The following is a 25404-nucleotide window of genomic DNA, read 5'->3' as shown; positions in this document are numbered from 1 at the left end:
GGAACTACTCCTCAGCTCAGCTTCACGGCTTCGGTGCCGCGCAGTTCATGCGTGCAGCCCAGCGCCCGCGCGTCATCGGCGGGAGAGAGGGCGGCGATGGTGACGAAGCCCGCGCGCCGCAGCGCGGCGGCCGCTTCGGGATCATGCCCGGCGGGCAGGAAGGCGCGTTGCGGCAGGGGCGGCACGGGCGCGGCGCGCAGCGCCGCATCGGGATAGAGGCTGAGGCCCGTCGCGGGCTCATCCCCGCTCATGTAGCGCCCGCCGCGCCCCAGTTCCCCGGTGCGCCCCGGGCCATAGAGGGTGAAGGCCACGCCCGTATGGTAGCGGAAGCCCCGGAACTCCACCGGGTCCAGGGTGATGCGCAGACCTGGCAGCCGCCGGCGCAGCGCCGCGACAACCTCGGCCGCGTTGTCCGCGATCCGGCGCGGCCCCTCAGGCAACGGCGCGGCGCGAAGGGCGGCCAGCGCACCGTCGGCCGGCCCGGCCGCGGCCAGGAGCTCGGTCAGGAAGATCGCGGGCGGGCCGGCCATCTCGGCCAGCCGCGCGACCTCGGCGGCATCCTTGCGGTCCAGCGCGCGGGCCAGGCGGTGGCGCGCCACGCCCTCCAGCCCGGCCGCGTCCAGCAGCGCGGGGGACATGGAAGGCAGGGTGATGTCCAGCGCCAGCCCGGTGATGCCCACCGCCGCCAGCGCCTCCACGCCCAGGGCCGCCACCTCGGCATCCGCCTCGGCGCTGTCCACGCCGATCAGCTCCGCGCCCAGCTGGGGAAGCTGCCGCTCGGGCGCGATTTGCGTGCCGCGCACCCGCAGGACCTGCCCGGCATAGGAAAGGCGCAGCGGCCGGGGCACCTCCCGCAACCGCGTGGCGGCGATGCGCGCCACCTGCGGCGTGGTATCGGCCCGCAACCCCATCATGCGCTGGCTCACCGGGTCCATCAGCCGGAAGGTCTGCTCGGCCAGCGCAGCGCCGGAACCGGTCAGCAGCCCTTCCTCGAATTCGAGCAGGGGCGGCTTCACCCGCTCATAGCCATGGCCGGCAAAGACGGCCATCATGGCTTCCACCAGCGCCGCCTCCCGTGCCGCCTCAGGCGGCAACAGGTCGGACAGGCCGGCGGGCAGCAGGGCCGGGTTGGCCGAATCGAGGAGATCGTCGGTCATGGGGGAAAAGGGGGACGCTCGCGGCTTTTTCGCGGGGTGAATGGCAGCGCCGGCCCCGCGCCGCAACCCCGCAGCGCCCGAATCAGCCACCCCGCCACGTCATGGCGGCCCCATAAGCCAGCCCAGCCGCCCGGCGGGCAACAATCGCCACGGATTCCCAGAATGAAGCGCATCCTTCTCACCCTTCCCTTCCTGCTGGCGGCCTGCGGCGGCGGAGGCGGCGGTGGCACGGTCTCCGAGGTGACCAGCCGCATCGGGCTCTCCGACCCGCTGCGCGACGTGGCCCGCACCGCGGCCTTTGAAGGCACGAATACCGCCGGCAGCCCCAGGGCGGGCGCCCGCCTGGCCGCGGAGACGGAGGCCTTCGCCCATGCCGCCGAAACCGACCCGGCCTGGACCCATCCGCGCGACGCGACGCTGCTGCCCAAGCTCCAGATCGCCCGGCGGGAGATGCGCGGCGCGCTGGGCCTGCCGGCCTCTGTCCCACCGCCCGTCGCCATTCGCGCCTTCGCCACCGCCGTGGACGCGCTGGACCGCTACGATACCCCGGCCGCCATCGCCGCCCTTCGCCCCGTGGGCGGCGCCGCGATGCTCGAGCAGCTGGGCAATCTTCCACGCCTGCCGCGGGTGGAGGATGCGATGCAGGCGGTGGCCATCGAGGTGAACACCCCGCAGCTCGGGAATTAACGGCCGCGTCCAGGGGGGGTGGAGGCACCGCCTCCCGGTTTTCACGGCTTCTTCACCCCCGTCGCGCAGCATGCCCTTCCGCCAGGATGGCCGGAGGGACCCGCTTGCAAGTCCAGACCCAGTCGGGGATCGCGCCATCCGGCGCGCGCCCCCTTCCGCCCGGCGCGACGCCGGACTCGCTCGCCGCCCAGGCACTCGCCCTGCACCGCCAGGGCCTGCTGGAGGAGGCCGAGCCCCTCTACCGCGCCGCGCTCGCGGCCGATCCCCGCCATTTCCAGGCCCTGCACCTGCTCGGCCTGCTCCGGGCCACGGCCGGGGATCCGGCCGGTGCCCTCCCCTTTCTCCGCCGTGCCCTGGCCGAGGATGCCAGCCATGGCTTCGTCCACAGCAATCTCGGCAACGCCCTGGTGGAGCTCGGCCAGGCCGAGGAAGGGCTGGCAGCCTTTGAGCGGGCCATCCTGCTCGAGCCCGGGCTGCTGGAGGCCCGGGTCGGGTGGGGCAACGCGCTCTACGCGCTGGGGCGCCATGCGGAAGCCCTGAACGCCCATGACTCCGCCCGCGCCCTGGGCGCCGACATGCCGGAGCTGCACAACAACCGCGGCAACGCGCTGCGGGGCCTTTCGCGCCCTGTGGAGGCGCTGGCGGCCTATGACGCCGCGATCGCCCGCCGGCCCACCTATGCCGCCGCCCATGCCAACCGCGCCACCGCGCTGGCCGACCTGCACCGGGAGCCGGAGGCGCTGGCGAGCATTGCCATCGCCCTCATGCTCAGTCCGGACCATCCGGGCTTCCTGAACACGCAGGGCATCATCCTCCGCGCCCTTGCCCGGCCGGAGGAGGCGCTGGCCTGCTTCGACCGGGCCATCGCCCTGGCCCCTTCCCTAGCCGATGCCCATGCCAGCCGCACCGCCGCGCTCTGCGACCTCGGGCGGTACGAGGAGGCCCTCGCCAGCGCCGATACGGCGTTGGCCCTGTCCGACAGCGCGACCGCCCATCGCAACCGCGCCGCCACCCTTGCCCTGCTCGGCCGCCACAGCGAGGCAGAGGCCGCCGATCGAGCCGCCCTGCGCGGCGATCCTGCCTCTGGCGAGGCCTGGAACGGGCGGGGCAATGCGCTGGTGGAGCTGGGCCGCTTCGAGGAGGCGCTGGACTGCTTCCGGCAGGCCGAGGCGCTGCATCCGGGTGCTTGCAGCATCCCCTACAACCGCGGCAACGCGCTGCGCGGCCTGGGACGGCATGAGGAGGCCGTCTCTGCCTTCGCCGAGGCCCTGGCCCTCGATCCCGGCTTCGCCGATGCCGAGTGGAACGCCGCCCTCAGCCATCTCGCGCTTGGGCGCCTGCCGGAAGGCTTCGCGGGATACGAGGCCCGGTGGCGCCGCCGCGCCCATCCCGAGCGGCGGCATGCCGAAAGCCCGCTCTGGCTTGGCGGCCCCGTGCCCGCCGGCAGGCTGCTGCTCCATGCCGAACAGGGCCTCGGCGACACCATCCAGATGGTGCGCTACATTCCGATGCTTGCCGCCCGGGGGGCGCGCATGTTGCTGGAGGTGCAGCGCCCGCTCGTCCCGCTGCTCCGGAGCCTGCCAGGGGTGGAAGCGGTGATCCCCTTCGGCGAGCCGGCACCGCCACATGACGCCCAGTGCCCGCTCATGAGCCTGCCGCTGGCCCTGGGCACGGTGCTGGAGACCATCCCACCGCCGATCCCCTTCCCTTCCGCACGGGCCGAGGCGTGGCAGCATGTGCTGCCGGCGCCGGGGAGGCGCCTGGGCATCGTCTGCTCCGGGAACCCCCAGCATCGCGGGGACCGGCACCGCTCCATCCCGCTGGCGCTCTTCGCGCCGCTGCTCAGGCCCGGGGTCCAGGGTTTCCTGATCCAGACGGAGTTGCGGGAGGCTGACGAAGCCTTCCTGGCCGGGACACCGGGCCTGATGGACCTGCGCCCGATGCTCACCGATTTCACCGAAACTGCCGCCGCCCTGATGGCCATGGATGCGGTGGTCTGCGTGGACACCAGCGTGGCGCATCTGGCGGGCAGCCTCGGCCGGCCCACCCACCTCCTCATCCCGCCCCTGCCGGATTGGCGCTGGATGCTCGGGCGCGCGGACACGCCCTGGTACCCATCCATGCGCCTCCACCGCCGCGCGCGGGATGAGGGCTGGGAGGCGGTGATCGCCCGCCTCCCGCCTCTGCCATGGCCCTGAGCTACAGCATCCGCGCGGCGGGCGGGGGCAGGAACTCGTCCGTGTAGGCCTGCTCCGGCGTCGGGCGGTTCGCGATCTTGAAGGTGTCCACCACCGCGTCGATCTGCCGCTTCAGCCGCCCCGGCTCCACATGCGACAGCCCGTGCTGCCGCACATTCTCCGAGACGAGCATCTGCTCGAAGACCAGCTTCTGCCGCTCGGTCTCGATCGGCACATCCGTCAGCGCCTCGCGCGCCTTCAGCAGGTTGATGGCCTCGGCCGGGTTCCGGTAGGCGAAGACCATCCCCTCGATCAGCGCGGCCACCGCGGCGCGGATCGCCTCCGGCTTCTCGCGCAGCACGGCGCGGGTGGTCACCAGCCCCGATCCGTAGAAATCCATCCCGGCATCGCGGTAGTAGAAGACGCGCTGCTGCGGCAGGTCCATGCCCAGCGCCTTCAGCGAGAGCGCCGTGGAGGTGACGAAGCCGGTGATGCCATCGGCCCGGCGCTGCACGAGCATCGGCTCGCGCAGCTCCGGCGAGACGCTCATCCAGTTCACCGAAGCCGGGTCGATCCCGATCGCCTGGGCATAGACCGGGAACATCTGCCGGCCGCTGTCGAATTCCGGCGCCGCCAGGGTCTTGCCCGCCAGCTGCTTCGGATCGCGGATCGGGCCATCGGCCCGCACCGTGGCCGAGAGGGGGGAGCGGTCATAGAGGACGGCCACGCAGACCAGGCCGCGATCCGGGTTCTCGGCCATGAAGCGCAGCTGCGGCGTCAGGTCGCCGAAGCCCAGCTCATAGGTCCCGGCCGCCACATCCACCGGCACGCGGCCAGAGCCGTAGCCGCGGTTGACCGGCATCTCCAGGTTGTACTTGCGGAAGATCCCGTTCCGCTCCGCCGCCACGGCGAAGGCGTAGGCGCCATGGGGCACCCAGTCCAGGGTGAACTTCACCCGCTGCGGCGCCTGCGCCAGGGAGAGGCGCGGCGCCGCGAGGAGGCCCGCGCCAAGGCCGAGCGCCGTGCGGCGTCCGATGATCTGCATGCTCAGTTCCCTGCCTGTGGGCGGCCGGCCGCCCGGTGCAGGGACCAATAGACAGGCGCTCCCCTCAGGGGAAGGTGACGTTCGCCACGCTGCAGAGATCCACGCCCCGCCGCTCCTCGGCTGCCCGGTCCTCATACTCGACCCGGATGTCATAGGTGCACTCGCCGGCCGGCAGGCGGATGGCGAAGGTCCCGCCGGGCGGCACCACGTCGTTCCCCAGCCGGTCCTCGCCCCAGCTGCCATCCGAGGTCGGCGAGGCGCGCAGCACCTGGATGGTCTTGCCCGTGCGGTTCACCAGGTTGAAGGAGGGATTGCCCGTCCGCCCGGAGGTGGTCGGCCCGCGCTTGCCGCCGGCGGTCGCGCCACCCTGCTGGTTGCCGAACACCACCTCGTTCAGCGGGCAGGTATCCACCGCCCGCCGCTCCTCGGCCCGCCCGCCCTCATAGACCACGCGGAGGTCGTTCACGCACTGGCCCGAAGGAAGGCGGACAGGGAAGGAGCGCCCGTTCGACAGCACGTTCCGGCCGAGCAGGTCCTCGCCCCAGGTGTTCACCTCCGCCGAGGACACATAGAGCTCCTGGATGGTCGTGCCGGAACGGTTGACGACGTTGAAGCTCGGGTCGCTGTTCTGCGCCATCGAAGGCGCGATCCCGGCCAGAAGGAGGCTCGTCGCCAGCACGCCCCGCCGCAGCATCGCCAAAGGCATTTTTCTCTTCCCCGTGTAACCGTCGGCCCGGGATGTAGGCCCCTTGGTTCAGCCTGGAACACACAGCATTGCGTGAGGGTTACGCAAGACGGCACACGGCCTGTTTCAGCCTCCGGCCCGCATCCGGCCCGGGTTGAGCCGCCCAGCCGGGTCCAGCGCGGCCTTCACCCTTGCCGAGAGTCCGGCAAGGGCCGGCGGCTCCGGCGGGATCACCGCCATGGCAGCCCGCAGCGGATCGGGGGCGCGGAACAGAATGAAGATGCCGCCGGCCACCCCCGCCGCCGCCATCACGGCCGCATGGGCTTCCGCCGTTGCCGGCCCGGCCACCCAGGCCACGCCACCGCCCCAGTCCAGCAGCACCCGCGCACCGATTCCGTCGCGCAGCGCGGCCACCATGCCCGGCGCGCGGGAGGGGCGGACCGAAACCCGCCACACCGCCTCGTCCGGCGCGGGCGCCAGGGGCAGCACGTCCCGCACGGCCCGCCACAGCGCGCGGGAGGCCTCGCCCTCCAGAACCTCGCCACCGGGCATGGCGGCCCGAAGCCGCGCCATCCGGTAGGTGACGGAGGCTTCCACATCCTCCAGCCGCAGGAGAGCCACCGGCCCCGCGACACCCCCGGCCGAGACGCCGCGCGGCAGCATCGCCGCCCCCGTCACCCCGTAGGGGCTGGTCAGCCCGGCAGAGAGAAGGGCCACGCCCTCCGCCTCATCGGCCACCCGCACCACCAGCGTTGCCACGCGCTCGGCCGCGGGGCCCAGCTTCAGCGTCACCTCGGTGATCACGCCAAGCGTGCCATGGCTGCCCGCCAGCAGCTTGCAGAGATCCAGCCCCGTGACGTTCTTGTGCACCCGCCCGCCGGAGCGCAGCACCTCGCCCGCGCCGTTCACGAAGCGGATGCCCAGCACCGCGTCCCGCAGCGCGAACCCCGTGATCCGGCGCGGGCCGGAGAGATTCGCCGCGACCAGCCCGCCGATGCTGGGCGGCGGCGCATCGGGTACGCCCATCAGCACGCGGAGGTCCGGCGGTTCCGGCACCAGAATCTGGTTGTGCCCGGCGAGCGCCGCCTCGATCTCCGGCAGGGTGGTCCCGGCGCGGGCGGAGATCACCATCTCCTGCGGCCGCAGCAGGGTGATGCCCGTGAGCTTCCGCGTGGACAGGGTGCGCGAGGCCTGGACCGGCCGCAGCATGCCCATGGTGGTGCCGCTTCCCTCGATCGCCAGCGGCCCCGCCGCATTACGCAGGGCGGTGGCCACCTCCTCCTCGGTGCGCGGCGCCAGGTCGGGCACGGCGCTCATGCGGAGAGCAGGGGATTGTCGGAGAGCGGGAAGACCTTGGCCGGGTTCAGCAGCCAGCCCGGATCGAAGGCTGACTTGACGCGCCGCTGCTGCGCCAGCTCGGGCCCGGTGAACTGCACCGGCATCAGGTCGCGCTTTTCCACCCCCACGCCATGCTCGCCGGTCAGGCAGCCGCCAACTTCCACGCACAGCTTCAGGATATCGGCGCCGAAGGCTTCGGCCTTGCGGAAGCTCTCGGAATCATTCGCGTCGAACATGATCAGCGGGTGCAGATTGCCGTCGCCGGCATGGAACACGTTGGCGACCGCCAGCCCGTAGGATTCGCTCATCTCGCCGATCCGCCGCAGCACATGCGGCAGCTCGCCCGTGGGGATGGTGCCGTCCATGCAGAGATAGTCCGGGCTGATCCGCCCCACCGCGCCGAAAGCGCCTTTGCGCCCCTTCCAGATGGCCAGCGATTCCTCCGCGCTGGTCGCCACGCGCATGGAGATCGGGTCGAAGCGCGCGCAGATGTCGCGCAGCCGCGCCAGCAGCGCGTCCTGCTCCTCCAGGCTGCCTTCCACCTCGATGATGAGCATGGCCTCCGCATCCAGCGGGTAGCCGGCCTTGGCGAAGGCCTCGCAGGCATGGATGCAGGGGCGGTCCATGAATTCCAGCGCCACCGGGATCACGCCGGAGGCCATGATGGCGTCCACCGCCGCGCCGGCCACCTCGGTCGAGGAGAAGGCCGCCAGCATCGCGCGCTGCCCCTCGGCGGCGCGCAGGATCCGCACCGTCACCTCGGTCACGATGCCCAGCTGCCCCTCGCTGCCCGTGATGATGCCGAGCCAGTCATAGCCCGCCGCATCCAGGTGCCCGCCGCCGATCTCGATGACATCGCCGGTGATGGTGACGAACTTCACGCCCAGCAGGTTGTTCGCCGTCACCCCGTATTTCAGGCAATGCGCGCCGCCGGAATTCATCATCACATTGCCGCCGATCATGCAGGCAAGCTGGCTGGACGGATCGGGTGCGTAGAAGAACCCCTCCCCCTCCACGGCCTTGGTGATGCCGAGATTCGTCACCCCCGCCTCCACCACCGCCAGCCGGTCCGTGAAGGAGACATCCAGGATGCGGTTCATCCGCATCAGCCCGATCACCACCGCATCGGCCAGGGGCAACGCACCGCCGGAAAGGCTGGTTCCCGCCCCGCGCGGCACCACCCGCACCCCGTTCTCGTGGCAGAAGCGCAGCACCGCCGCCACCTGCTCGGTGGAGGAAGGCAGCACCACGGCCAGGGGCGGCTGGCGGTAGGCGGACAGGCCATCCGTCTCATAGGGGCGCAGCCGCAGCGGCTCGGAGATCACGCCGTCCCCCGGCACCAGGGCGCGCAGCCCTGCCAGGATCTCGTCGCGCCGGCCCATCACCTCGGGCTTCGGCGCGGGAAGGGCGATCATGGACATTCCTCCAGCATGGCAGCCCAGGATGGGATCGGCGCCCCGGCAGGGCAAGCATCTCCGGAAACGCGAAAAACCGCCGGAGGGGACCCCTCGGCGGCTTCACGACCGGCGCTCAGGCGGGAACCAGCCCCGCCCCGGACCAGCCCGCCCCCTTCCACCGGAAAGGGGCGGCGGCCCGGCCTCAGCCCTGGCGGGCCTTCAGGCGCGGGTTCTTCTTGTTGAGCACGTACAGACGGCCGCGGCGGCGCACCACCACGCAGTTCTTGTCGCGCGTCTTTGCAGTTTTGAGGGAGTTACGGATCTTCATTTGTCAGCCTGGCCACACGTCGAGGGGCGGGGCGACGTGAGCCGTCCCCCGGGGAGAGGGCGCGGTATATGGGCCACACGCCTCCGGGTCAACCACAAGGCGCGTCCGAAGGGCGAACCGGGGCGGATGGGTGACGTTCCCTTCACCAGACAGCCCGAAAGATCACCCGGAGCCCAACGGAGCCCTGCCCCATGATCGTGCGGACCATCGCAAGCCTGCGCCGAATCCTGATCCGGTTCAGCAGCCGCGGCACCTACCGCCCGGAGCGGCACTACATGCGCGGGACCAGGGGCCGGGGTTAGCCGCGCCCCATCAGCGCAAGCCCCTCGGCCACGGAGACGAACTCGCCCCCGCCGAAGATCCGCTCCTCCCCGAAGCGCCGGGCGAAGATCCGCCGCACCGCCGGCACCAGGGAGGTACCGCCCGTGAGGAAGACCCGCTCCACTGCCTCCGGCCCGAGTCCCGCATCAGCCAGGGCGGCCTCCACCGCCGCTTCCATCCGCGCCAGGTCCGGGGCGATCCAGGCCTCGAAATCGGCCCGGCGGATCGGTGCCTCGATCGCGAAATCCTCATGCCGGAAGGAGAGCACGGCCTCCTCCGAGCCCGAGAGCGCCGCCTTCACCGAGGACACGGCGCGGTAGAGCGCATAGCCCGCCTCATCCTCGATCAGCCGGACCAGGCTGTGCAGCTGCTCCGGCTCATCCGCCGTGCGCGCCACCTCGGCGATGTCCCGCAGCGTCTTCGGGCCGCGCATCAGGGGCAGCTGGTGCCAGCGGGCGAAGCTTGCATACCAGGCCGGGGGCACGGGCAGCTTCTTGCCCATCACCGTGTATTCTCCGCCCTTTCCCAGGCGCGGGGAAACCACGTGGTCAATGATCCGGGTGTCGAAGGCATCCCCCGCCAGCCCCACCCCCGCATGGCCCAGCGGCGTTACCCGCAGCGGCGGGCCGGGGTCGAAGCGCAGGACGGAAAAGTCGCTGGTGCCGCCGCCGAAATCGCCGACCAGCACGGTCGAGGGGCGCTCGATCCCGGCCGCGAAGCGCTGGCCCGCCGCCGCCGGCTCCAGCGCCACCTCCAGCTCGGGCAGGCCGGCCTGGGCGAAGGCCGCCCGGAGCCGAGCCTCACCCAGATCGTCCTCCGCCCGGTCCCCGACGAAGCGCACGGGGCGGCCCACCACCACCCGCGCCCCGGCCAGCGCCGCCCCGAAGGGCGCCAGCAGCTCCCGCAGGAAGAGCGCGATCAGCCCTTCCAGCGTCCAGCGCCGCCCGAAGATCCGCGTCTCCGTGAAGCTGCGCTGCGCCAGGTAGCTCTTCATGGACATCACGAGGCGGCTGGCGAGCGGTTCCTCCAGATAGGCCTCGATGCCTGCCGGGCCCGCCGCGTGGCGCAGGGCGCCGCTCCGCGCATCCGACCAGAAGCAGAGGACGGAGCGGAACACCTCCCCCGTGTCGTGCCGCAGCGTCACCGCGCGCCCATCGGGCCCCAGAGCGGTCACCACGCTGTTGGTGGTGCCGAAATCAATGCCGATGACAGGTCGCATGAAGGGGCCGCTCCGCCGGGGGCGCGGGTTCAACCCCGCCCGGCCGCGGATGGCAACCCCCGCGGACCAGGGAGTGGAACCGCCCGGCTCAGGTCACGAGCGAGTAGATCATCCGAATGGAGGTGATGCCGAGGAAGACGGCAAAGGCCCGCTTCAGCGCCAGGGGCGAGATGGTATGCGCCAGATGCACGCCCCAGGGCGTTGCGATCATGGAAGAGGGCACGATCAACGCGAAGCCGATCAGGTTCACATAGCCGATGCTGGCGGGCGGCAGCAGCGGATTGCCCCAGCCCGCATAGATGAAGCCGATCGCCGCGGGGATGGAGATGATGATCCCGAAGGCCGAGGAGGTGGCCACTGCGGAGCGGATCGGCGTACCGAAGATGTTCATCAGCGGAACGCCCACCGTGCCGCCGCCAATCCCCATCATGGCCGAGATGCCGCCGATGAAGACGCCCAGAACCTGGCGCAGGAAGCCGGTGGGGAAGGTCTCGCGCCAGCGGGCATCCACCCCGGTGAAGCCCATGTTCAGCGCCACCAGCAGCGCGACCGCCGCGAAAACCGCCGTGAGCGTATCGCCCCGAACCCAGATCGCGATCACCGTGCCCACCACCACGCCGACGAGCAGCGAGGGAATCATCGCCTTCAGCAGCGGCACGTCCATCGCGCCTTTCGCATTGTGCTTGCGGGCCGACATGATGGAGGTGGGGATGATCGTGGCCAGCGAGGTGCCCACGGCCAGTTTCATCTGCACCGCCTCGGGGATGTCCAGCAGCGGGAAGATGTTGAACAGGACCGGCACGATCACGATGCCGCCGCCAACCCCCAGCAGCCCTGCGAGGGTGCCGGAAGCCAGCCCGGTCACCGCCATCACTGCCGCGAGCGCCGCGATCCAGACAGGGTCCTGCATATGGTCCATGGGCTTGTCCTCGGTGGCCGTCTGGCGGGCATTCTGGGAATAGGTTCCGCAGCAAGGCGGACCGCGCACAAGGCTCTAGGCCGGAACGCCGCCCCTGTCAGGGGGGTGCTGGCGCAGGGCTGCCCCCCGGCGCATCATCCCGGCGTGCCCGTCATCACCGATCCCCTGTTCTATGGCCTGGCGATCATCGGCTTCCTGATCAACGGCATCAGCAAGGGGGGCTTCGCCTCCGGGGCGGGCAATGTCGCCGTCCCCATGATGGCGGCCGTCATTCCTGCCCCACAGGCCGTGGGCATCGCCCTGCCCGTGCTCTGCGCCATGGATGTGGCCGGCCTCCGGGCCTGGTGGGGCAAGTGGAGCACGCGGGAGATGCGGGCGGTCCTTCCCGCGGGGCTGCTGGGCATCGGGCTCGGTACGCTTGCCTTCGGCCTGTTCTCCGCCGCCGGCATCAGCCTGATGCTGGGCATCCTTACCCTGGGCTTCCTCGCCCGCGGGATCTGGCAGCGCCTGCGTGGCCGGGTGCCGCCGCCTGCCCCGCCCAGCCGCCCCCGGGCATGGTTCTTCGGCGCGGCCTCGGGCTTCACCAGCACCCTCGCCCATGCCGGCGGGCCGCCCCTGGCCATGTATCTCTATCCGCTGAAGCTCGACCGGCAGGTGCTGGCCGCCACCACCACGGTTTTCTTCGGGGTGGTGAACTACGCCAAGCTCCTTCCCTATTGGAGCCTTGGCCTGCTGGACTGGACGAACCTCCTCACCAGCCTCGTCCTCCTGCCCGTGGCGCCCATCGGCGTCCATCTTGGCATCGCGCTGCAGAAGCGGATCAGCGACCGCACCTTCTACGGCGTGGTCTATGTGCTGCTCGCGATCACCGGCACCAAGCTGGTCTGGGACGGGCTGCGCTAGCGCGCGCCTGCCCCTATACCGACCAGGCGAAGATGAGGGGGAACAGGGCGATGGAAGAGCGGATCCTGGGCGTGCTCGGCGGCATGGGGCCGCTGGCCAGCGCCGAGTTCATGCGCCAGCTCACCCTCCTCACCCCCGCCGGGCGGGACCAGGACCATATCCCCGCCATCCTCTGGTCCGATCCCCGCGTCCCGGACCGCACCGCCGCCCGCCTCGGTACCGGCCCCGACCCGCTGCCCGCCCTGTTGCGCGGAATCCATGGCCTGGAGGCGGCGGGATGCGGTGCCATCGCCATCCCCTGCAACACCGCCCATGGCTGGATCGAGGGCATGCGCGCGGCCACGCGCCTGCCCATCCTGCATATCGTGGAAGCCGCGGCCGAGGCGCTGCGCCGCGCCGGGATCGGGCCCGGGCCGGTGGGCGTGATGGGCACCGCCGCCACCCTCGCCATGGGCCTTTACCAGGACGGGCTGCGCGCCGATGGGTGGGAGGTTCTGGTCCCGGACGAGGCCGAGATGGAGCGCTGGGTCACGCCGGGCATTGCCCTGGTGAAGGCCAACCGCGTGGCCGATTCCCACGCGCCGCTGGCCGAGGCCGCCCGTGCCCTCGCCGCCCGCGGCGCGCGGGCCGTGGTGCTGGGCTGCACCGAGATCCCGCTCGGCATCGCCGCGGGCCCCGCCCTGCCCTTCGCGGTGATCGACACGATCGAGGCACTTGCCCTCGCCTCCATCCGCTGGGCCAAGGCCTAGGGCCGGAAGGAGCCTCAGCCCGGCGGTCCCTCGCCGCCCCGCATCAGCATGCGCCGCACCGCGCGGCGCATGAGATCCACCCGCGCCCGCGCCATGCCCTCGGCAATGGCTTCGGCATAGGCGGACGGGGCCACGGGTCCTGCGCTCTCCGGCTCGCTCTCGCTCCAGCCCTCCCGCCCCGCGCAACCCGCGAGCATGACCAGCGCGAGCAGCACCGCCGGGGCGATGGTCACATGGCGCATGAAAGGTCCCCCAAACCGCTCATCCTGCCCCCGATAGCACGTGGCCAAAGCGCCGGGGCGAGAATCCGATGGCGGCATGAACAGCCCCGCCCCCGGAAGCAGAGAAGGCCGGAGGACATCGTCCCCCGGCCCCGGTCGGCCTGGATGTGGAGCCCCCTCAGATGGGCGGCAGCATCACGATCCCGTGCCGCATGCCGGCACTGACGATACGTGCGAAGTTGGAGCCTGAGGCCGGCGGCACGGCCCAGTAGGCCACGGGATCGCCGGCATCGAGGAAGAAGCCTTCCTGGGCGCGGCCTGGCATGGTGATGCTCAGCATCCGGCTCAGCCGCCCACCCACCTGACGGAAAGCATGGGGCAGGTCGGCCGGGATGGGCACGAAGTCGCCCTCGCCCCGCCGCAGCGTCTCGTGGCCGATGGTGAACTCCACCTCGCCCTCGAGAACGAGGAAGGACTCCGCGTCCACATGGCGGTGCAGCGGCATGCCCGCGCCACGGTTCAGGGCCAGCTCGACCAGGGAGAAGGCGCCGCCCGTCTCGCCCGTGGTCGCCTTGAAGGTAACGAGCATGCCGAGCAGGTGGACCATCCGTCCGGGCTCCGCCCCGGTGGGGGCCAGGGGGACCCGGACGGAGTCACGCGCCGGCTGGGGGAGCTCGGCGGTCCGGGCAACCGACATGAGGGTTTCGATCGCAGCACTCATGCGCATCTCCTCTCGGCCGCGAGGGGGATCGGCCGGAATGATGACGCCTGAACCGCGGATCGCGTCGGGCGCCTGGACAGGGCGTTTTCTAAATTCCGCCCCGACCCTCCGCCCCCTTCAAATGGATGGGGTGTGGAAGCTCCCACACACGTGATCGTGCGCTCTCTGCTTGACCTGTAGATTTTATCCAATCTACCGTGCCGCCACCGCGCAGGAGTTTCCCATGGCGAAGACCATTGGCTGGCAGGGCGTGTTCCCCGCCGTCACCACCCAGTTCCGCGACGATTTCAGCCTGGACATCCAGGCCACCCACAAGGTCATCGAGAACCTCGTGCGCGATGGTGTCTCGGGCCTCATCATCTGCGGCACGGTCGGCGAGAACACCGCCCTGTCCCTGAAGGAAAAGGTGCAGGTGATGGAGGCGGCCAAGGACGCCGCGCGCGGCCGCGTGCCCGTCATTGCCGGCATTGCCGAGTTCACCACCGCCTTCGCCTGCGATACGGCCAGGGAAGCGGCGCGCATCGGGCTGGATGGCGCGATGGTGATGCCCGCCCTCGTCTATTCCGCGAAGCCGCATGAGACGGCGGCCCATTTCCGCGGCGTGGCCAGCGCCACCGACCTGCCGGTGATGGTCTACAACAACCCGCCCATCTACAAGAATGACGTCACCCCCGACATCCTGGCCAGCCTGACAGACGTGGAAACCATCGTCTGCTTCAAGGAATCCTCGGGGGATACGCGGCGCTTTATCGACCTGCGCAATCTCGTCGGCGACCGCTTCAAGCTCTTCGCGGGCCTCGACGACGTGGTGGTCGAGAGCGTGCTGATGGGGGCCGAGGGCTGGGTTTCCGGCATGTCCAACGCCTTCCCGGTGGAAGGCGAAACCCTGTTCCGCCTCGCGCGTCAGGGCCGCATGGCCGAGCTGATGCCGATCTACGAGTGGTTCATGCCGCTGCTGCACCTCGATGCCCGGCCGGACCTCGTGCAATGCATCAAGCTCTGCGAGTCCATCATGGGCCGCGGCTCCGCCGTGACCCGCCCGCCGCGCCTGGCACTGCCTGAGAAGGAGCGCGCGGAGGTGGAGGCGATGATGAACGCGGCCCTCGCCAACCGCCCGGCGCTGCCGGATGTCGGCCTGAAGCAGGCGGCCTGACCTGAGACTGCCGGAGCGGCCGGAAGGCCGCTCCCTACAACGATAAGAAACGCTGGGAGGCTCCACTCCGGCTCCGGGTGGGGCGCACGGCATCCAACGCGCAAGAGGATCGACCGATGAGCCTGACCCGCCGCAATCTCCTGTCCGGAGGCGCTGCCATCGCGGCCGCACCAACCCTGGGCGGCATGCCCTATATCGGGCCGGCCCGCGCGCAATCCGCCGCGCCGCTCCGCTTCATTCCCTCCACGCCGTTGCCCTCGCTCGATCCGATCGTGGCGACCAGCTACGTCATCCGCAATCACGGCTACCTCATCTACGATACGCTCTTCGCCACGGATGCTGATTTTCAGATCCGCCCGCAGATGGTTCAGCACTGGGAAAGCGCGCCAGACGGGCTGAAATGGACCTTCCAGCTTCGCGACGGGCTGATGTTCCATGACAACACGCCCGTCCGCGCGCAGGACTGCATCGCCTCCATCCGCCGCTGGTCCGCGCGCGACGCCTTCGGCCAGACCTTCGCCACCTTCGTCGATGGCTATGACGTGGTGGACCAGCGCAGCTTCGCCGTGCGCCTGAAGAAGCCCTTCCCGCAGATCACCGCGGCGCTCGGCAAGCTTTCCTCCAACGTGCCCTTCATCATGCCCGAGCGGGTGGCGATGACGGAGCCGACACGCAACATCACCGAAGCCGTCGGCTCCGGCCCCTGGCGTTTCCAGACCACGCAGTGGGTGCCCGGCCAGAACGCCATCTACGAGCGTTTCGCCGGGTACAAGCCGCGCGAGGAGGCGCCATCCTGGGCCGCTGGCGGCAAGGTCGCGAAGATCGACCGCATCGAGTGGGTCGGCCTCACCGAACCCTCCGCCGCCGTCGGCGCGCTGATCCAGGGCGAGGTGGACTGGTACGAGCAGCCGCCGGTGGACCTGCTGCCCGTGCTGAAGCGGGACCGCAACATCACCATCCAGAACGTGCCGCTCGGCCTCATCCTGCTGATGCGCTTCAACCACAGCCAGGCGCCCTTCAACAATCCGAAGATCCGCCAGGCCGTGATGATGGCCATGAAGCAGGAAGACTACATGCAGGCCGTGGTGGGCAGCCCGGACTACTACCAGGAGGCCAAGACCTTCTTCACCCCGGGATCGCCCATGTCCACCGGCGCGGGCGGTGCGGAGGCCATGCGCGCGGACATCAACCGCGCGAAGGCCATGCTGCGCGAAGCAGGCTACAACAACGAGAAGGTCGTGCTCCTCGCCCCTGCGGACCAGCCCATCGCCTACAACCAGTCCCTTGTCACCCAGCAGCTGCTGACGAATCTCGGCATGAATGTGGAGCTGATCTCCACGGACTGGGCCAGCTTCATCGGCCGCCGGGCCAATCGCGGCACGCCGGAGCAGGGCGGCTGGTCGGTGTTCCACACGCTCTGGTCGGGCGCCGACGTGCTGAACCCGGCGCTGCACCCGCTCATCCGCAGCAATGGCGCCACGGCCTGGTTCGGCTGGCCGGATGATCCGCAGATCGAGGCCTTGCGCGACCAGTGGATCGCGAGCGATGACCTGAACACCCAGAAGACCCTTGCCGCGCAGATCGAGCGCCGCGCTTTCGAGACCGTGCCCTATGCGCCGGCGGGCAAGGTCGAGCAGCCCATGGCCTATCGCAGGAACCTCACGGGCATGGTGCTTTCCCCCGTGCAGTTCTTCTGGAACATGGAGAAGAAGTAGCCCCGGACGGTGACGGCCGGAAAGCGCCTGGCTTTCCGGCCGTCACCGAAGGTGGAGAGGCTCTCGCCCCTGCCCTGCCTGTACACGCGAAAGGAGGATCGCCCTTCCAGGCGATCCTCCCTCCGGCCAGCCGCTTGCCTTTAGCGGGTGGTGGTCGTGTTGGTCTGGCCAGCGGTGTTGCCCGCCGCGCCCGGGGTCGTGCCCGAGGGGGTCGTGCCCATGGGGGTCGTGCCCGCGGCGCCGGTGTTCGCGCGGTTGTTGCCCCCGGCCGCCGTGTTGTTGGCGCGGGTGCGGTTGCCGCGGAACTCCGCCATGTCGAAGGCGGGCAGCGCCTTCAGGCTATCCTCGGTGGCGCCGGGCATGGTCCAGCGATCGCGCTCGGCATTGTGCTGCAGCTGGGAGAAGGGGACGGCCACGTGCCGCTCACCCAGGCCCAGGAAGCCGCCCACGGAGAGGATGACCACCGGGCCGCCCTGGCCGGCCTGACCGGACGGCTGGAAGATCACATCCTCCACCTCGCCGATCTCACGGTCATTCGCCCCGTAGACATCGGCTTCCAGCAGCCGGCTGGCGCTCATGCCGCCGCGCAGGCTGGCGGGATTGACGGCCTGGCCGGAGCCCATGGTCGTGCCGGTGCTGCCCATGGTGGTGGTGCCCATGGTGCCGCTGCGGGTGGCTGCGCCGGTGTTGTTCGCCGGATTGGCGGCCGTGGACGTGCCACCCGTGCTGGTGCTGCTGGAGGCGGTGCCGCCAGTGCCGCCGGAGGTGCTCATTCCGCTGGTGGCGCTGTTGGTGCCGGTGGCGGAGCTGGCCGCGCCGGATGACTGGGGCGGGTTCGCCGTCGTGGAGTCGGTCCGCGTCTGGGCAAGGGCGAGCGGGCTGGAGGCCAGCACTGCCGCGGCCATCAACGGGAGCGTAAAGCGACTGCGCATTATTTCCTCCGAAAGCTGATTGCGAATAGGGCCGCGGCCTGCCGCGTGGCGGGCCGTGGTTCCCCCCATAAGTGCCCAGGCCCCCACCGGGTTGCCCGGCCCCGCAAGCGAATCAGGGCTGCCGAGCCGGACGAAGACGGGCGCGGCCCCATAAGGACCGCGCCCGGAAATCCTGTTCGCTGGCGCCGGGAAAGCAGGACGCTACCCTGATGCCCTACTTCGCCATGGCCGGTGCGCCGCGCTCCCCGCAGGCCCATCCATGCGAATGGACAAGCCCGTCATCATGGTCCACCGGCCCGGCCACCCCGGCGGGCGCGTCGTCGTGGAACTGCGCCGCCTCTGTCGAATGCGCCAGCGCCGTGGTGGAGGACTTGCCGCCGCTCGCGGCTGTCGCCACGGCGTCGAAATAGCCAACCCCCACCTCGCGCTGGTGGCGCGTGGCCGTGTAGCCGTCGCGCTCCGAGGCGAACTCGGCTTGCTGCAGCTCGGAGTAAGCGGCCATTCCGCGCTCGCGATAGCCCTTGGCCAGGGTGAACATGGAATGGTTCAGGCTGTGGAAGCCGGCCAGGGTGATGAACTGGAACTTGTAGCCCATGGCCGCGATCTCGCGCTGGAAGCGCGCGGCGGCCTCCTCGCCCATCTTCCGCTTCCAGTTGAAGCTCGGCGAGCAGTTATAGGCCAGCAGCTTGCCCGGGAACTCGCGGTGGATGGCCTCGGCGAAGCGCCGCGCATCCTCCAGGTCTGGATCGCTCGTCTCCCACCAGAGCAGGTCGGCATAGGGCGCATAGGCCAGGCCGCGCGCGATCGCGTAGTCCTTGCCCACGCCAGGCTTGATGCGGAAGAAGCCCTCGGGGGTGCGCTCGCCGCTGATGAAGGGGTGGTCGCGCTCATCCACGTCGCTGGTCAGCAGCTGTGCGCTCTCGGCATCGGTGCGGCAGAGCAGCACGGTCGGCACACCCTCCACATCCGCGGCCAGCCGCGCCGCGTTCAGCGTGCGGATATGCTGGGAGATCGGCACCAGCACCTTGCCGCCGAGATGCCCGCACTTCTTCTCGCTCGCCAGCTGGTCCTCGAAATGCACGCCGGCCGCGCCCGCCTCGATCATCGCGCGCATCAGCTCATAGGCGTTGAGGGGCCCGCCAAAGCCGGCCTCGGCATCGGCGATGATCGGCGCCATCCAATGCGTGCCGTCCTCGCCACCTTCCTGCACCGCGATCTGGTCCGCGCGACGCAGCGCGGCGTTGATCCTCCGCACCACCTTCGGCACGGAATCGACGGGGTAGAGGGACTGGTCCGGATACATCTCTCCGGCCGAGTTCGCGTCGGCCGCCACCTGCCAGCCGGAGAGATAGATGGCCTTGAGCCCGGCCTTCACCTGCTGCAGCGCCTGGTTGCCCGTCAGCGCGCCCAGCGTGTTCACATAGTCCTCGCTGTGCAGCAGCCGCCACAGCCGCTCCGCGCCCATTTCCGCCAGCGTGTGGCGCAGGCGGAAGGAACCGGCCAGCCGCGCCACGTCCTCCGGCGTGTAGTCGCGGCGGATTCCGTCGAAGCGTCCGGGCGAAGCGGGGATGCCGCTGCCGGAACCATCGGGGGAGTAGTTCGGGGTGATCCTCGGGCGCATCGCCATCTCCTCTTGCAATGCGTAAAGGATTGACATTTCCGTCGGAAAAGCGAGCCATTCCAGGCGCTTCAACCCCGCAAACCAGTGAAGCCCTTCACTGATCCGGGCGAAAATCCGTAAAGGTTGTCAATCATGGCCCGTCCCATGATCGGCCGGGTCGTCCGGCGCCTTCGCCAGGAACGTGGCATCACCCAGGCCACGCTTGCCACCCGGCTCGGCATTTCCGCCAGCTACATGAACCTCATCGAGGCTGACCAGCGCGCCGTCACCGCCAGCCTCGTCTTCAAGCTCGCCGATGCGCTGGGCGTCGATCTCGCCCTTCTCTCCGGCCAGGCCGAGGGCCGCCTTGAGGCCGGGCTGCGCGAGGTGTTCCGCGACCCGCTGCTGGGCGCGGAATCCGTGCCCGAGGAACAGGCGGCGACCCTCGCCTCCGCGGCACCCGACGCGGCCCGCGCCGTGCTCGCCCTCTGGCGGGCCTGGCGCGTGGCGCGTGAGGATTCCGCCGGCCTCTCCCTCCCCTCCGGCCGGTTGTTGCGCCTGCCCGGCGAGGAGGCACGCGACGCCTTCCACGACGCCGCGAACCACTTCCCCGCGCTGGAGGAGGCCGCCGAAGCCCTTCGCGCGGCACTGGAGGATCCCTCCCCCCACGGGCTGGACCACGCGCTTGCGCAGCGCCTGCGCGTGCATCACGCGCTCAGCGTCACCATCGGTCCGCTCCAGGGCGCCGCCCTGCGCCGCTACGACGCTGCCGCTGCTCAACTCGCCATCAGCGAGACCCTGCCGCGCGAGAGCCGGACCTTCCACCTCGCCTTCACCCTCGCCCTGCTGGAAGCGCGCGAGGCGGTGGAGCGCAGCATCGCCGTGATCGGCCCTTCCAGCGACGAGGCCGCCTCGATGCTCCGCATCGGCCTGCTCAACTACGTCGCCGCCGCGGTGATGATGCCCTATGCGCCTTTCCTGGCCGCCGCGCGAGCCCTGCGGCACGACGTCTCCGCCCTCTCGGCCCGCTTCGCCACCTCCTTCGAGCAGAGCTGCCACCGCCTCTCCACCCTTCAGCGCGAGGGCGCGCGCGGCGTGCCCTTCTTCTTCCTGCGCGTCGATCCGGCCGGGAACGTCTCCAAGCGCTTCTCGGCCGCCGGCTTTCCCTTCGCGCGCGGCGGCGGCTCCTGCCCGCGCTGGATCCCGCACGCCGCATTCGCCACGCCCGGCCGCGTGGTGGTGCAGCTTGCCGAGCTGCCCGACGGTGCCGCCTTTCTCTGCTTCGCCCGCAGCGTGGAGCACCCGGCCACGCGCTGGGGCGAGCCCAATCCCGTCCATGTCGTCGCCATGGGATGCGACATCAGCCGCGCCGGGGAGGTCTGCTACGCCGACGGCATCGATCTCGCCACGGCCCGGGTCGGCATCGGCCTTTCCTGCCGTCTCTGCGACCGCCCGGATTGCCGCTCCCGCGCCTTTCCCCCGCTGGAGCACCGCCTCATTCTGGATCCGGCCCAGGCGGGCGCGCCATACCGCTTCTCGCCGCCAGGCTGACCCGATGCGCCAATTCACCGGCCTGTCACGCCAGCAGCGCTCGACCTCGGCCGGCGCCTGCGGCAAACCCACAGGATGCGGCGCCGCCGCCGGGGGAGGAGCGGATCGCCGCCATGAGCGACACCAACCATAGCCATGCCGCGCTGCCCTCCTTCGCGGAGGCCTTCCGCGTCTGGCTCCGCATTGGCCTCCTCTCCTTCGGTGGCCCAGCGGGGCAGATCGCCCTCATGCATCGCGAGGTGGTGGACCAGCGCCGCTGGGTGTCCGATGCCCGGTTCCTCCATGCGCTGAACTTCTGCACCCTGCTGCCCGGGCCGGAGGCGCAGCAGCTCGCCACCTATCTTGGCTGGCTGCTCCACGGCGTGCGCGGCGGCGTCGCGGCGGGCGCGCTCTTTGTCCTGCCAGGCATGCTCGTCATGCTTGCCCTCTCCATTCTCTACGTCACCCTGGGCGAGGTGCCCGCCATCGCGGGTCTCTTCTTCGGCCTGCAATGCGCCGTGCTGGTGCTGGTGGTGGAGGCGCTGCTGCGCGTGGCCCGCCGGGCGCTGAAGACGGGCACGGCCTGGCTCCTGGCTGGCGCAGCCTTCCTGGCGCTCTATGCCTTCGGCGTTCCCTTCCCTGCCGTCGTCCTCGCCGCCGCCCTCATCGGCTACGCCTTCCCGGCCGCCTTTCGCGCGGGCAGCCATGGCACGGCCCAGGATGGCCCGCCTGCCCTGCTCGACGCCGCCCTCGCCGCCGATCCCGGCCGCCCCGCCCGGTTGGCCGCCCAGGCCTGGCGTGCCGGCTGGGCCGCGCTCGCCCTCTGGCTGCTGCCCGTTGCCCTGCTGATGCTCGCCGAACGCGGCGTTTTCGCCGACATCGCGTGGTTCTTCGCCAAGATGGCCGTCGTCACCGTCGGCGGCGCCTATGCCGTGCTCGCCTATGTCGCCCAGGACGCCGTGCAAGGTTATGGCTGGCTCACGGCGGAGCAGATGCTGGTCGGCCTCGGGCTTGCCGAGACCACGCCCGGCCCCCTCATCCTCGTGCTGCAATTCGTCGGCTTCCTGGCGGGATACGGCCAGGGCGGCCTGGGCTGGGCCATCCTCGCGGCGCTGCTGACCATCTGGGTCACCTTCGCGCCCTGCTTCGCCTTCATCTTCCTCGGCGCACCCTATGTCGAACGCCTGCACGCGAACCGGAAGCTCACCGGCGCCCTTGCCGCCGTGACCGCGGCCGTGGTCGGCGTGATCGCGAACCTCGCTCTCTGGTTCGGCCTCCGCACGCTGTTCGCGGAGATCCGGCATCTGGAACTCGGCCCGCTCACCCTCGATCTGCCGAACCCGGCCAGCCTCGACCCCCTCGCCCTCGCCCTGGCCGCCATCGCGGCGCTCTGCCTGTTCCGCTTCCGGCTTGGGCTGTTGCCCACCCTGGGGGTGTCCGCCGCGCTAGGGCTCCTCGCGCGGCTGGCGCTGACCGGGCCGGTCTAGGGAAGAGCCGGCGTAACGCAACGCCAGCATCCCGATCGCGGGGATGTCGTCCAGCGCGGCATGCGGGAGCCCGGCCGGGGGCGGCACGTCGGAGGCGACGGCACAGATGGCCGGGTCCTCCGGGTGGATCCAGGGCTTGCCGTTCGCGGCGCGGTGGACCTCGATCTTGGGATGGGAGTCACGCTTGAACCCCTCCACGATCACGAGATCCACGGGATCAAGGCGGGCCAGCAGCTCCGCCAGCACCGGCTCCGGCCCGCCACGCAACTCCGTCATCAGCGCCCAGCGCCGGGAGGAGGCGACGAGCACCTGGGATGCGCCGGCTTCCCGGTGCGTGTGGCTGTCCTTGCCTGGCTTGTCCACGTCGAAGCCATGGTGGGCATGCTTGATGGTGGAGACGGTGAGGCCCTGCGCGCGGAGCCAGGGGATGAGCGCCGCGAGAAGCGTGGTCTTCCCCGCCCCGCTCCAGCCGGACAGGCCGATCACGCGCATGGGCGGGAATTCCGGCAGCGGGATGGAAGGGCGGCCCTGTTCATGGCGCAGGGCTGTAGCGCCGGGGGGGATGGGGCGCCAGCCGTGACCTTGCGGCTGGATGGTGCCAGCCTGACCGCGACCAGGGAGATTCCCCATGACCGAGAGCAATCTTCGCGTCCTGCTCCGCGCCCGCCCCGAAGGGCGGGTGGAGCCCGGGCATTTCGAGATCCGGGAGGAATCCCCGCCCTCCCCGCGCCCCGGAGAGGCGCTCCTGCGGAACCGCTATCTCTCGCTGGACCCGTATATGCGCGGGCGGATGAGCGCGGCGAAATCCTATTCGGCCCCGGTGGAGATCGGGGCGGTGATGGAGGGGCAATGCGTCGCGCAGGTGGTGGAGGATCCGACAGGACGCTTCCAGCCCGGGGACTGGGTTCTGGGCGGCCAAGGCTGGCAGCGCTTCTCGGCGGTGCCGGCCGGAAACCTGCGAAAGCTGGAGCCGGGGCTGGCGCCGGTGACGACGGCCCTGGGCGTGCTGGGCATGCCGGGGACCACGGCCTGGGTCGGTGTGACCGAGATCGCGCCGCCGCGCCCTGGTGAGACCTTCGTGGTGTCCGCCGCCTCGGGCGCCGTGGGCGGGGTGGCCGGGCAGATCGCCATGCGGATGGGCGCGCGGGTCGTCGGCATTGCCGGCGGGGCGGAGAAATGCGCCTTCGTGCGGGATGAGCTGGGCTTCCCGGAATGCGTGGACCATCGCGCGCCTGATTTCGCGGAGCGCCTGGCGGCGGCCTGCCCCGGTGGCATCGACAGCTATTTCGAGAATGTCGGCGGGGCCGTGCAGAAGGCAGTGTTCCCGCTGTTGAACGACTTCGCCCGCGTGGCCTTCTGCGGAATGGTGGCGGAGTATAACGACCCCTCCCCCGCCCCGGGACCGAACCTGATGCAGGTGGTGCGGAAGCGGCTGAAGCTGCAGGGCTTCATCGTTCGGGACCATCCCCGCGCCTTCGAGGTCTGGCCGCGCACCGGGGCGGCCTGGCTGCGGGAGGGTTCGCTGCGCTACCGCGAGGATGTGGTGCGGGGACTGGAAAAGGCGCCCGAGGCCTTCATCGGGCTGCTGGCCGGAAAGAACTTCGGCAAGCTCGTGATCGAGGTGACCTGAGCGGAAACCCGGCGTAGAGAGCGGGCCATGAAGAACGACCCCATCGCGCTGGACCGCCTCTCCGATGCCGTGGAGGCGAAGGCGCCCGCCTTCACCGAGTTGTCCGACCGGATCTGGGCGATGCCCGAATTGCGCTTTGCCGAGCAGCGCTCGGTGGAGGCGCAGATCGCGCTGCTGGAGGCGGAGGGCTTCCGGGTAACGCGCAATGTTGCCGGCATCCCCACCGCCTTCATGGCCGAGGCCGGGGAGGATGGGCCGGTGATCGGCTTCCTCGGCGAGTTCGATGCTCTGGCCGGGCTCTCGCAGGAGGCCGGGGTTGCGGAGCAGCGGGCGCTGGAGGCCGGGGGCAACGGGCATGGGTGCGGGCACAACCTGCTCGGCGCCGGGGCGATGCTGGCGGCGGTGTCCGCGCGGGACGCGCTGCGCGAGGCCGGGATGAAGGGCCGCGTGCGCTATTACGGCTGCCCCGGCGAGGAAGGCGGATCGGGCAAGACCTTCATGGCGAGGGAGGGCGTGTTCGATGGGCTGGATGCCGCGATCACCTGGCATCCCGGCGCCTTCAACGGGGTGATGTCGATCCGCAACCTGGCGAATTACCAGGTCTATTTCCGCTTCAAGGGCAAGGCGGCGCATGCGGCGGGCTCACCGCATCTCGGCCGCTCGGCGCTCGATGCCGTGGAGCTGATGAATGTGGGCGTGAACTACCTGCGCGAGCACATGCCGCAGGAGGCGCGGGTGCATTACGCCATCACCAATTCCGGCGGGATCTCGCCCAATGTGGTGCAGGCGAATGCGGAGGTTCTCTACCTGATCCGCGCGCCGAAGGTGGCCGAGGCGGCGGCGCTGTTCGAGCGGGTGAAGGCCTGCGCCGAGGGCGCGGCGATCATGACGGGCACGAGCTGGTCCTTCGAGATCGACAAGGCCTGTTCCGAACTCATGCAGAACCGCACGCTGGAGACGGTGCTGCACGGGAATTTCCAGACGATCGGCGCGCCGGAGCACGACGAGGCGGACCAGCGCTTCGCGGCGGAGATCCGGCGCACGCTGAGCGCGGAGGACATCGCCTCCGAGGTGGCGAGCTATGGCGCGGCGGCGGAGATGGGCGAGGCCGTGCTGCATGAGGGCGTGCTGCCCTTCGGCGGCACGCCGATTACCCAGGCCGGTTCCACCGATGTGGGCGACGTGTCCCAGATCGTGCCGACCGTGCAGGCCTTCGGCGGGTGCTGGGCCATCGGCACGCCCTTCCACACCTGGCAGGTGGTGGCACAGGGCCAGTCCGCCCATGCCCACAAAGGCATGGTGCAGGTGGCGAAGGTGATGGCGGCCACGGCGCTGGACGGGTTCCGTGACCCGGAGCTGCTGGCGCGGGCGAAGGCGGAGCTGCAGCAGCGCCGGGGCGGCAAGGACTATGCCTGCCCGATCCCCGCCGACGTGCTGGCGCCGCCGCTGCGCCGAGTATCCGCCTGAGGCAATGCCGGCGGCCTGCCCCG

At 70.7% G+C, this 25404-nt stretch carries 24 protein-coding genes; 11 read left to right on the top strand and 13 right to left on the bottom strand.

The genetic code is table 11. The features are described from left to right. Window positions 1–11 precede the first annotated feature (11 nt). Entirely contained in the window at window positions 12–1157 is a 1146-nt protein-coding gene (locus J8J14_RS02865) for an ATP phosphoribosyltransferase regulatory subunit (protein ID WP_209377929.1), read from the bottom strand. Window positions 1158–1319: 162 nt separating this feature from the next. On the opposite strand from J8J14_RS02865, the gene J8J14_RS02860 reads away from it, so the two are divergent. Both J8J14_RS02860 and J8J14_RS02855 read left to right on the top strand, forming a co-directional pair. Beyond that, window positions 1320–1844, top strand: a complete 525-nt coding sequence (locus J8J14_RS02860; RefSeq protein WP_209377928.1) for a hypothetical protein — start codon at window positions 1320–1322, stop codon at window positions 1842–1844. A 104-nt stretch (window positions 1845–1948) separates the two neighbouring features. Next, window positions 1949–4042: a tetratricopeptide repeat protein gene (locus J8J14_RS02855; protein WP_209377927.1), complete on the top strand. Its 2094-nt coding sequence runs from the start codon at window positions 1949–1951 to the stop codon at window positions 4040–4042. Between the two features lies 1 nt (window position 4043). Here the strand turns inward: J8J14_RS02855 and J8J14_RS02850 are convergent, their stop codons facing one another. The 7 genes from J8J14_RS02850 to J8J14_RS02820 all read right to left on the bottom strand — a co-directional run bounded on the left by J8J14_RS02850 (window position 4044) and on the right by J8J14_RS02820 (window position 11273). After that, window positions 4044–5066, bottom strand: coding sequence for an ABC transporter substrate-binding protein (locus J8J14_RS02850; RefSeq protein WP_209377926.1), 1023 nt, complete (start codon window positions 5064–5066; stop codon window positions 4044–4046). A 64-nt stretch (window positions 5067–5130) separates the two neighbouring features. Then, a complete protein-coding gene (locus tag J8J14_RS02845) occupies window positions 5131–5772 on the bottom strand; it encodes a hypothetical protein (protein WP_209377925.1) in 642 nt (213 codons plus the stop codon). Between the two features lie 105 nt (window positions 5773–5877). Next, window positions 5878–7068, bottom strand: a complete 1191-nt coding sequence (locus J8J14_RS02840; protein ID WP_209377924.1) for an FAD-binding protein — start codon at window positions 7066–7068, stop codon at window positions 5878–5880. Then, complete coding sequence (locus J8J14_RS02835; RefSeq protein WP_209377923.1) at window positions 7065–8504, bottom strand: FAD-linked oxidase C-terminal domain-containing protein; 1440 nt, start codon at window positions 8502–8504, stop codon at window positions 7065–7067. The genes J8J14_RS02840 and J8J14_RS02835 overlap by 4 nt, the downstream gene beginning before the upstream one ends. Before the next feature lie 184 nt (window positions 8505–8688). After that, a complete protein-coding gene (ykgO, locus tag J8J14_RS02830) occupies window positions 8689–8814 on the bottom strand; it encodes a type B 50S ribosomal protein L36 (RefSeq protein ID WP_043337704.1) in 126 nt (41 codons plus the stop codon). 298 nt (window positions 8815–9112) lie between these two features. Next, on the bottom strand, window positions 9113–10354 hold the full coding sequence (locus J8J14_RS02825; RefSeq protein ID WP_209377922.1) for an Hsp70 family protein: 1242 nt from the start codon (window positions 10352–10354) through the stop codon (window positions 9113–9115). 88 nt (window positions 10355–10442) lie between these two features. Continuing rightward, window positions 10443–11273: a sulfite exporter TauE/SafE family protein gene (locus tag J8J14_RS02820; protein ID WP_209377921.1), complete on the bottom strand. Its 831-nt coding sequence runs from the start codon at window positions 11271–11273 to the stop codon at window positions 10443–10445. Between the two features lie 144 nt (window positions 11274–11417). Here J8J14_RS02820 and J8J14_RS02815 point away from each other — a divergent pair, with 144 nt between their 5' ends. After that, window positions 11418–12176: a sulfite exporter TauE/SafE family protein gene (locus J8J14_RS02815; RefSeq protein ID WP_209377920.1), complete on the top strand. Its 759-nt coding sequence runs from the start codon at window positions 11418–11420 to the stop codon at window positions 12174–12176. A gap of 50 nt (window positions 12177–12226) precedes the next feature. Further along, window positions 12227–12925 carry a cysteate racemase gene (cuyB, locus tag J8J14_RS02810; protein ID WP_209377919.1) on the top strand — a complete coding sequence of 233 codons (699 nt, stop codon included), beginning with the start codon at window positions 12227–12229 and terminating at the stop codon, window positions 12923–12925. 14 nt (window positions 12926–12939) lie between these two features. Here the strand turns inward: cuyB and J8J14_RS02805 are convergent, their stop codons facing one another. Together J8J14_RS02805 and J8J14_RS02800 are read right to left on the bottom strand one after the other, a co-directional pair. Next, the gene (locus J8J14_RS02805) at window positions 12940–13167 is read right to left on the bottom strand and encodes a hypothetical protein (RefSeq protein WP_209377918.1); all 228 of its coding nucleotides are present in this window, start codon (window positions 13165–13167) and stop codon (window positions 12940–12942) included. Window positions 13168–13324: 157 nt separating this feature from the next. Further along, window positions 13325–13867 carry a cupin domain-containing protein gene (locus J8J14_RS02800; protein WP_209377917.1) on the bottom strand — a complete coding sequence of 181 codons (543 nt, stop codon included), beginning with the start codon at window positions 13865–13867 and terminating at the stop codon, window positions 13325–13327. Window positions 13868–14090: 223 nt separating this feature from the next. On the opposite strand from J8J14_RS02800, the gene J8J14_RS02795 reads away from it, so the two are divergent. Continuing rightward, window positions 14091–15020 carry a dihydrodipicolinate synthase family protein gene (locus tag J8J14_RS02795; protein ID WP_209377916.1) on the top strand — a complete coding sequence of 310 codons (930 nt, stop codon included), beginning with the start codon at window positions 14091–14093 and terminating at the stop codon, window positions 15018–15020. 116 nt (window positions 15021–15136) lie between these two features. Then, window positions 15137–16735 carry an ABC transporter substrate-binding protein gene (locus J8J14_RS02790; RefSeq protein WP_209377915.1) on the top strand — a complete coding sequence of 533 codons (1599 nt, stop codon included), beginning with the start codon at window positions 15137–15139 and terminating at the stop codon, window positions 16733–16735. Window positions 16736–16875: 140 nt separating this feature from the next. On the opposite strand, the gene J8J14_RS02785 is transcribed toward J8J14_RS02790, so the two are convergent. Continuing rightward, the gene (locus tag J8J14_RS02785) at window positions 16876–17394 is read right to left on the bottom strand and encodes a PRC-barrel domain-containing protein (protein WP_209377914.1); all 519 of its coding nucleotides are present in this window, start codon (window positions 17392–17394) and stop codon (window positions 16876–16878) included. On the opposite strand from J8J14_RS02785, the gene J8J14_RS02780 reads away from it, so the two are divergent. Continuing rightward, complete coding sequence (locus J8J14_RS02780; RefSeq protein ID WP_209377913.1) at window positions 17363–17686, top strand: hypothetical protein; 324 nt, start codon at window positions 17363–17365, stop codon at window positions 17684–17686. The genes J8J14_RS02785 and J8J14_RS02780 overlap by 32 nt on opposite strands. Window positions 17687–17881: 195 nt before the next feature. Here the strand turns inward: J8J14_RS02780 and aceA are convergent, their stop codons facing one another. Next, window positions 17882–19288, bottom strand: coding sequence for an isocitrate lyase (gene aceA / locus J8J14_RS02775; RefSeq protein WP_209377912.1), 1407 nt, complete (start codon window positions 19286–19288; stop codon window positions 17882–17884). Between the two features lie 132 nt (window positions 19289–19420). Between aceA and J8J14_RS02770 the strand changes: the two genes are divergently transcribed. Further along, window positions 19421–20818 carry a helix-turn-helix domain-containing protein gene (locus J8J14_RS02770; RefSeq protein ID WP_209377911.1) on the top strand — a complete coding sequence of 466 codons (1398 nt, stop codon included), beginning with the start codon at window positions 19421–19423 and terminating at the stop codon, window positions 20816–20818. 113 nt (window positions 20819–20931) lie between these two features. Beyond that, window positions 20932–22284, top strand: coding sequence for a chromate efflux transporter (gene chrA / locus J8J14_RS02765; protein WP_209377910.1), 1353 nt, complete (start codon window positions 20932–20934; stop codon window positions 22282–22284). On the opposite strand, the gene mobB is transcribed toward chrA, so the two are convergent. Continuing rightward, complete coding sequence (mobB, locus tag J8J14_RS02760) at window positions 22243–22776, bottom strand: molybdopterin-guanine dinucleotide biosynthesis protein B (protein WP_209377909.1); 534 nt, start codon at window positions 22774–22776, stop codon at window positions 22243–22245. The genes chrA and mobB overlap by 42 nt on opposite strands. Window positions 22777–22912: 136 nt before the next feature. On the opposite strand from mobB, the gene J8J14_RS02755 reads away from it, so the two are divergent. Together J8J14_RS02755 and J8J14_RS02750 are read left to right on the top strand one after the other, a co-directional pair. Next, a complete protein-coding gene (locus J8J14_RS02755) occupies window positions 22913–23914 on the top strand; it encodes an NADP-dependent oxidoreductase (protein WP_209377908.1) in 1002 nt (333 codons plus the stop codon). A gap of 27 nt (window positions 23915–23941) precedes the next feature. Beyond that, window positions 23942–25381, top strand: coding sequence for a M20 family metallopeptidase (locus J8J14_RS02750; RefSeq protein ID WP_209377907.1), 1440 nt, complete (start codon window positions 23942–23944; stop codon window positions 25379–25381). Window positions 25382–25404: the final 23 nt, after the last annotated feature.

The organism is Pararoseomonas baculiformis (assembly GCF_017813395.1).
GTDB lineage: Bacteria > Pseudomonadota > Alphaproteobacteria > Acetobacterales > Acetobacteraceae > Roseomonas > Roseomonas baculiformis.
Note: the sequence above shows the minus strand (reverse complement) of the source record. Positions and strands in the feature narration are given on the sequence as shown.

Excerpts from the sequence above, each read along its gene's own strand:
- J8J14_RS02865 (WP_209377929.1), bottom strand. The coding sequence starts at position 1,157 with ATGACCGACGATCTCCTCGATTCGGCCAACCCGGCCCTGCTGCCCGCC.
- J8J14_RS02860 (WP_209377928.1), top strand. The coding sequence starts at position 1,320 with ATGAAGCGCATCCTTCTCACCCTTCCCTTCCTGCTGGCGGCCTGCGGC.
- J8J14_RS02850 (WP_209377926.1), bottom strand. The coding sequence starts at position 5,066 with ATGCAGATCATCGGACGCCGCACGGCGCTCGGCCTTGGCGCGGGCCTC.
- J8J14_RS02845 (WP_209377925.1), bottom strand. The coding sequence starts at position 5,772 with ATGCCTTTGGCGATGCTGCGGCGGGGCGTGCTGGCGACGAGCCTCCTT.
- J8J14_RS02840 (WP_209377924.1), bottom strand. The coding sequence starts at position 7,068 with ATGAGCGCCGTGCCCGACCTGGCGCCGCGCACCGAGGAGGAGGTGGCC.
- J8J14_RS02835 (WP_209377923.1), bottom strand. The coding sequence starts at position 8,504 with ATGATCGCCCTTCCCGCGCCGAAGCCCGAGGTGATGGGCCGGCGCGAC.
- ykgO (WP_043337704.1), bottom strand. The coding sequence starts at position 8,814 with ATGAAGATCCGTAACTCCCTCAAAACTGCAAAGACGCGCGACAAGAAC.
- J8J14_RS02825 (WP_209377922.1), bottom strand. The coding sequence starts at position 10,354 with ATGCGACCTGTCATCGGCATTGATTTCGGCACCACCAACAGCGTGGTG.
- J8J14_RS02820 (WP_209377921.1), bottom strand. The coding sequence starts at position 11,273 with ATGGACCATATGCAGGACCCTGTCTGGATCGCGGCGCTCGCGGCAGTG.
- cuyB (WP_209377919.1), top strand. The coding sequence starts at position 12,227 with ATGGAAGAGCGGATCCTGGGCGTGCTCGGCGGCATGGGGCCGCTGGCC.
- J8J14_RS02805 (WP_209377918.1), bottom strand. The coding sequence starts at position 13,167 with ATGCGCCATGTGACCATCGCCCCGGCGGTGCTGCTCGCGCTGGTCATG.
- J8J14_RS02800 (WP_209377917.1), bottom strand. The coding sequence starts at position 13,867 with ATGAGTGCTGCGATCGAAACCCTCATGTCGGTTGCCCGGACCGCCGAG.
- J8J14_RS02795 (WP_209377916.1), top strand. The coding sequence starts at position 14,091 with ATGGCGAAGACCATTGGCTGGCAGGGCGTGTTCCCCGCCGTCACCACC.
- J8J14_RS02790 (WP_209377915.1), top strand. The coding sequence starts at position 15,137 with ATGAGCCTGACCCGCCGCAATCTCCTGTCCGGAGGCGCTGCCATCGCG.
- J8J14_RS02785 (WP_209377914.1), bottom strand. The coding sequence starts at position 17,394 with ATGGGCACCACCACCATGGGCAGCACCGGCACGACCATGGGCTCCGGC.
- aceA (WP_209377912.1), bottom strand. The coding sequence starts at position 19,288 with ATGCGCCCGAGGATCACCCCGAACTACTCCCCCGATGGTTCCGGCAGC.
- J8J14_RS02770 (WP_209377911.1), top strand. The coding sequence starts at position 19,421 with ATGGCCCGTCCCATGATCGGCCGGGTCGTCCGGCGCCTTCGCCAGGAA.
- chrA (WP_209377910.1), top strand. The coding sequence starts at position 20,932 with ATGAGCGACACCAACCATAGCCATGCCGCGCTGCCCTCCTTCGCGGAG.
- mobB (WP_209377909.1), bottom strand. The coding sequence starts at position 22,776 with ATGCGCGTGATCGGCCTGTCCGGCTGGAGCGGGGCGGGGAAGACCACG.
- J8J14_RS02755 (WP_209377908.1), top strand. The coding sequence starts at position 22,913 with ATGACCGAGAGCAATCTTCGCGTCCTGCTCCGCGCCCGCCCCGAAGGG.
- J8J14_RS02750 (WP_209377907.1), top strand. The coding sequence starts at position 23,942 with ATGAAGAACGACCCCATCGCGCTGGACCGCCTCTCCGATGCCGTGGAG.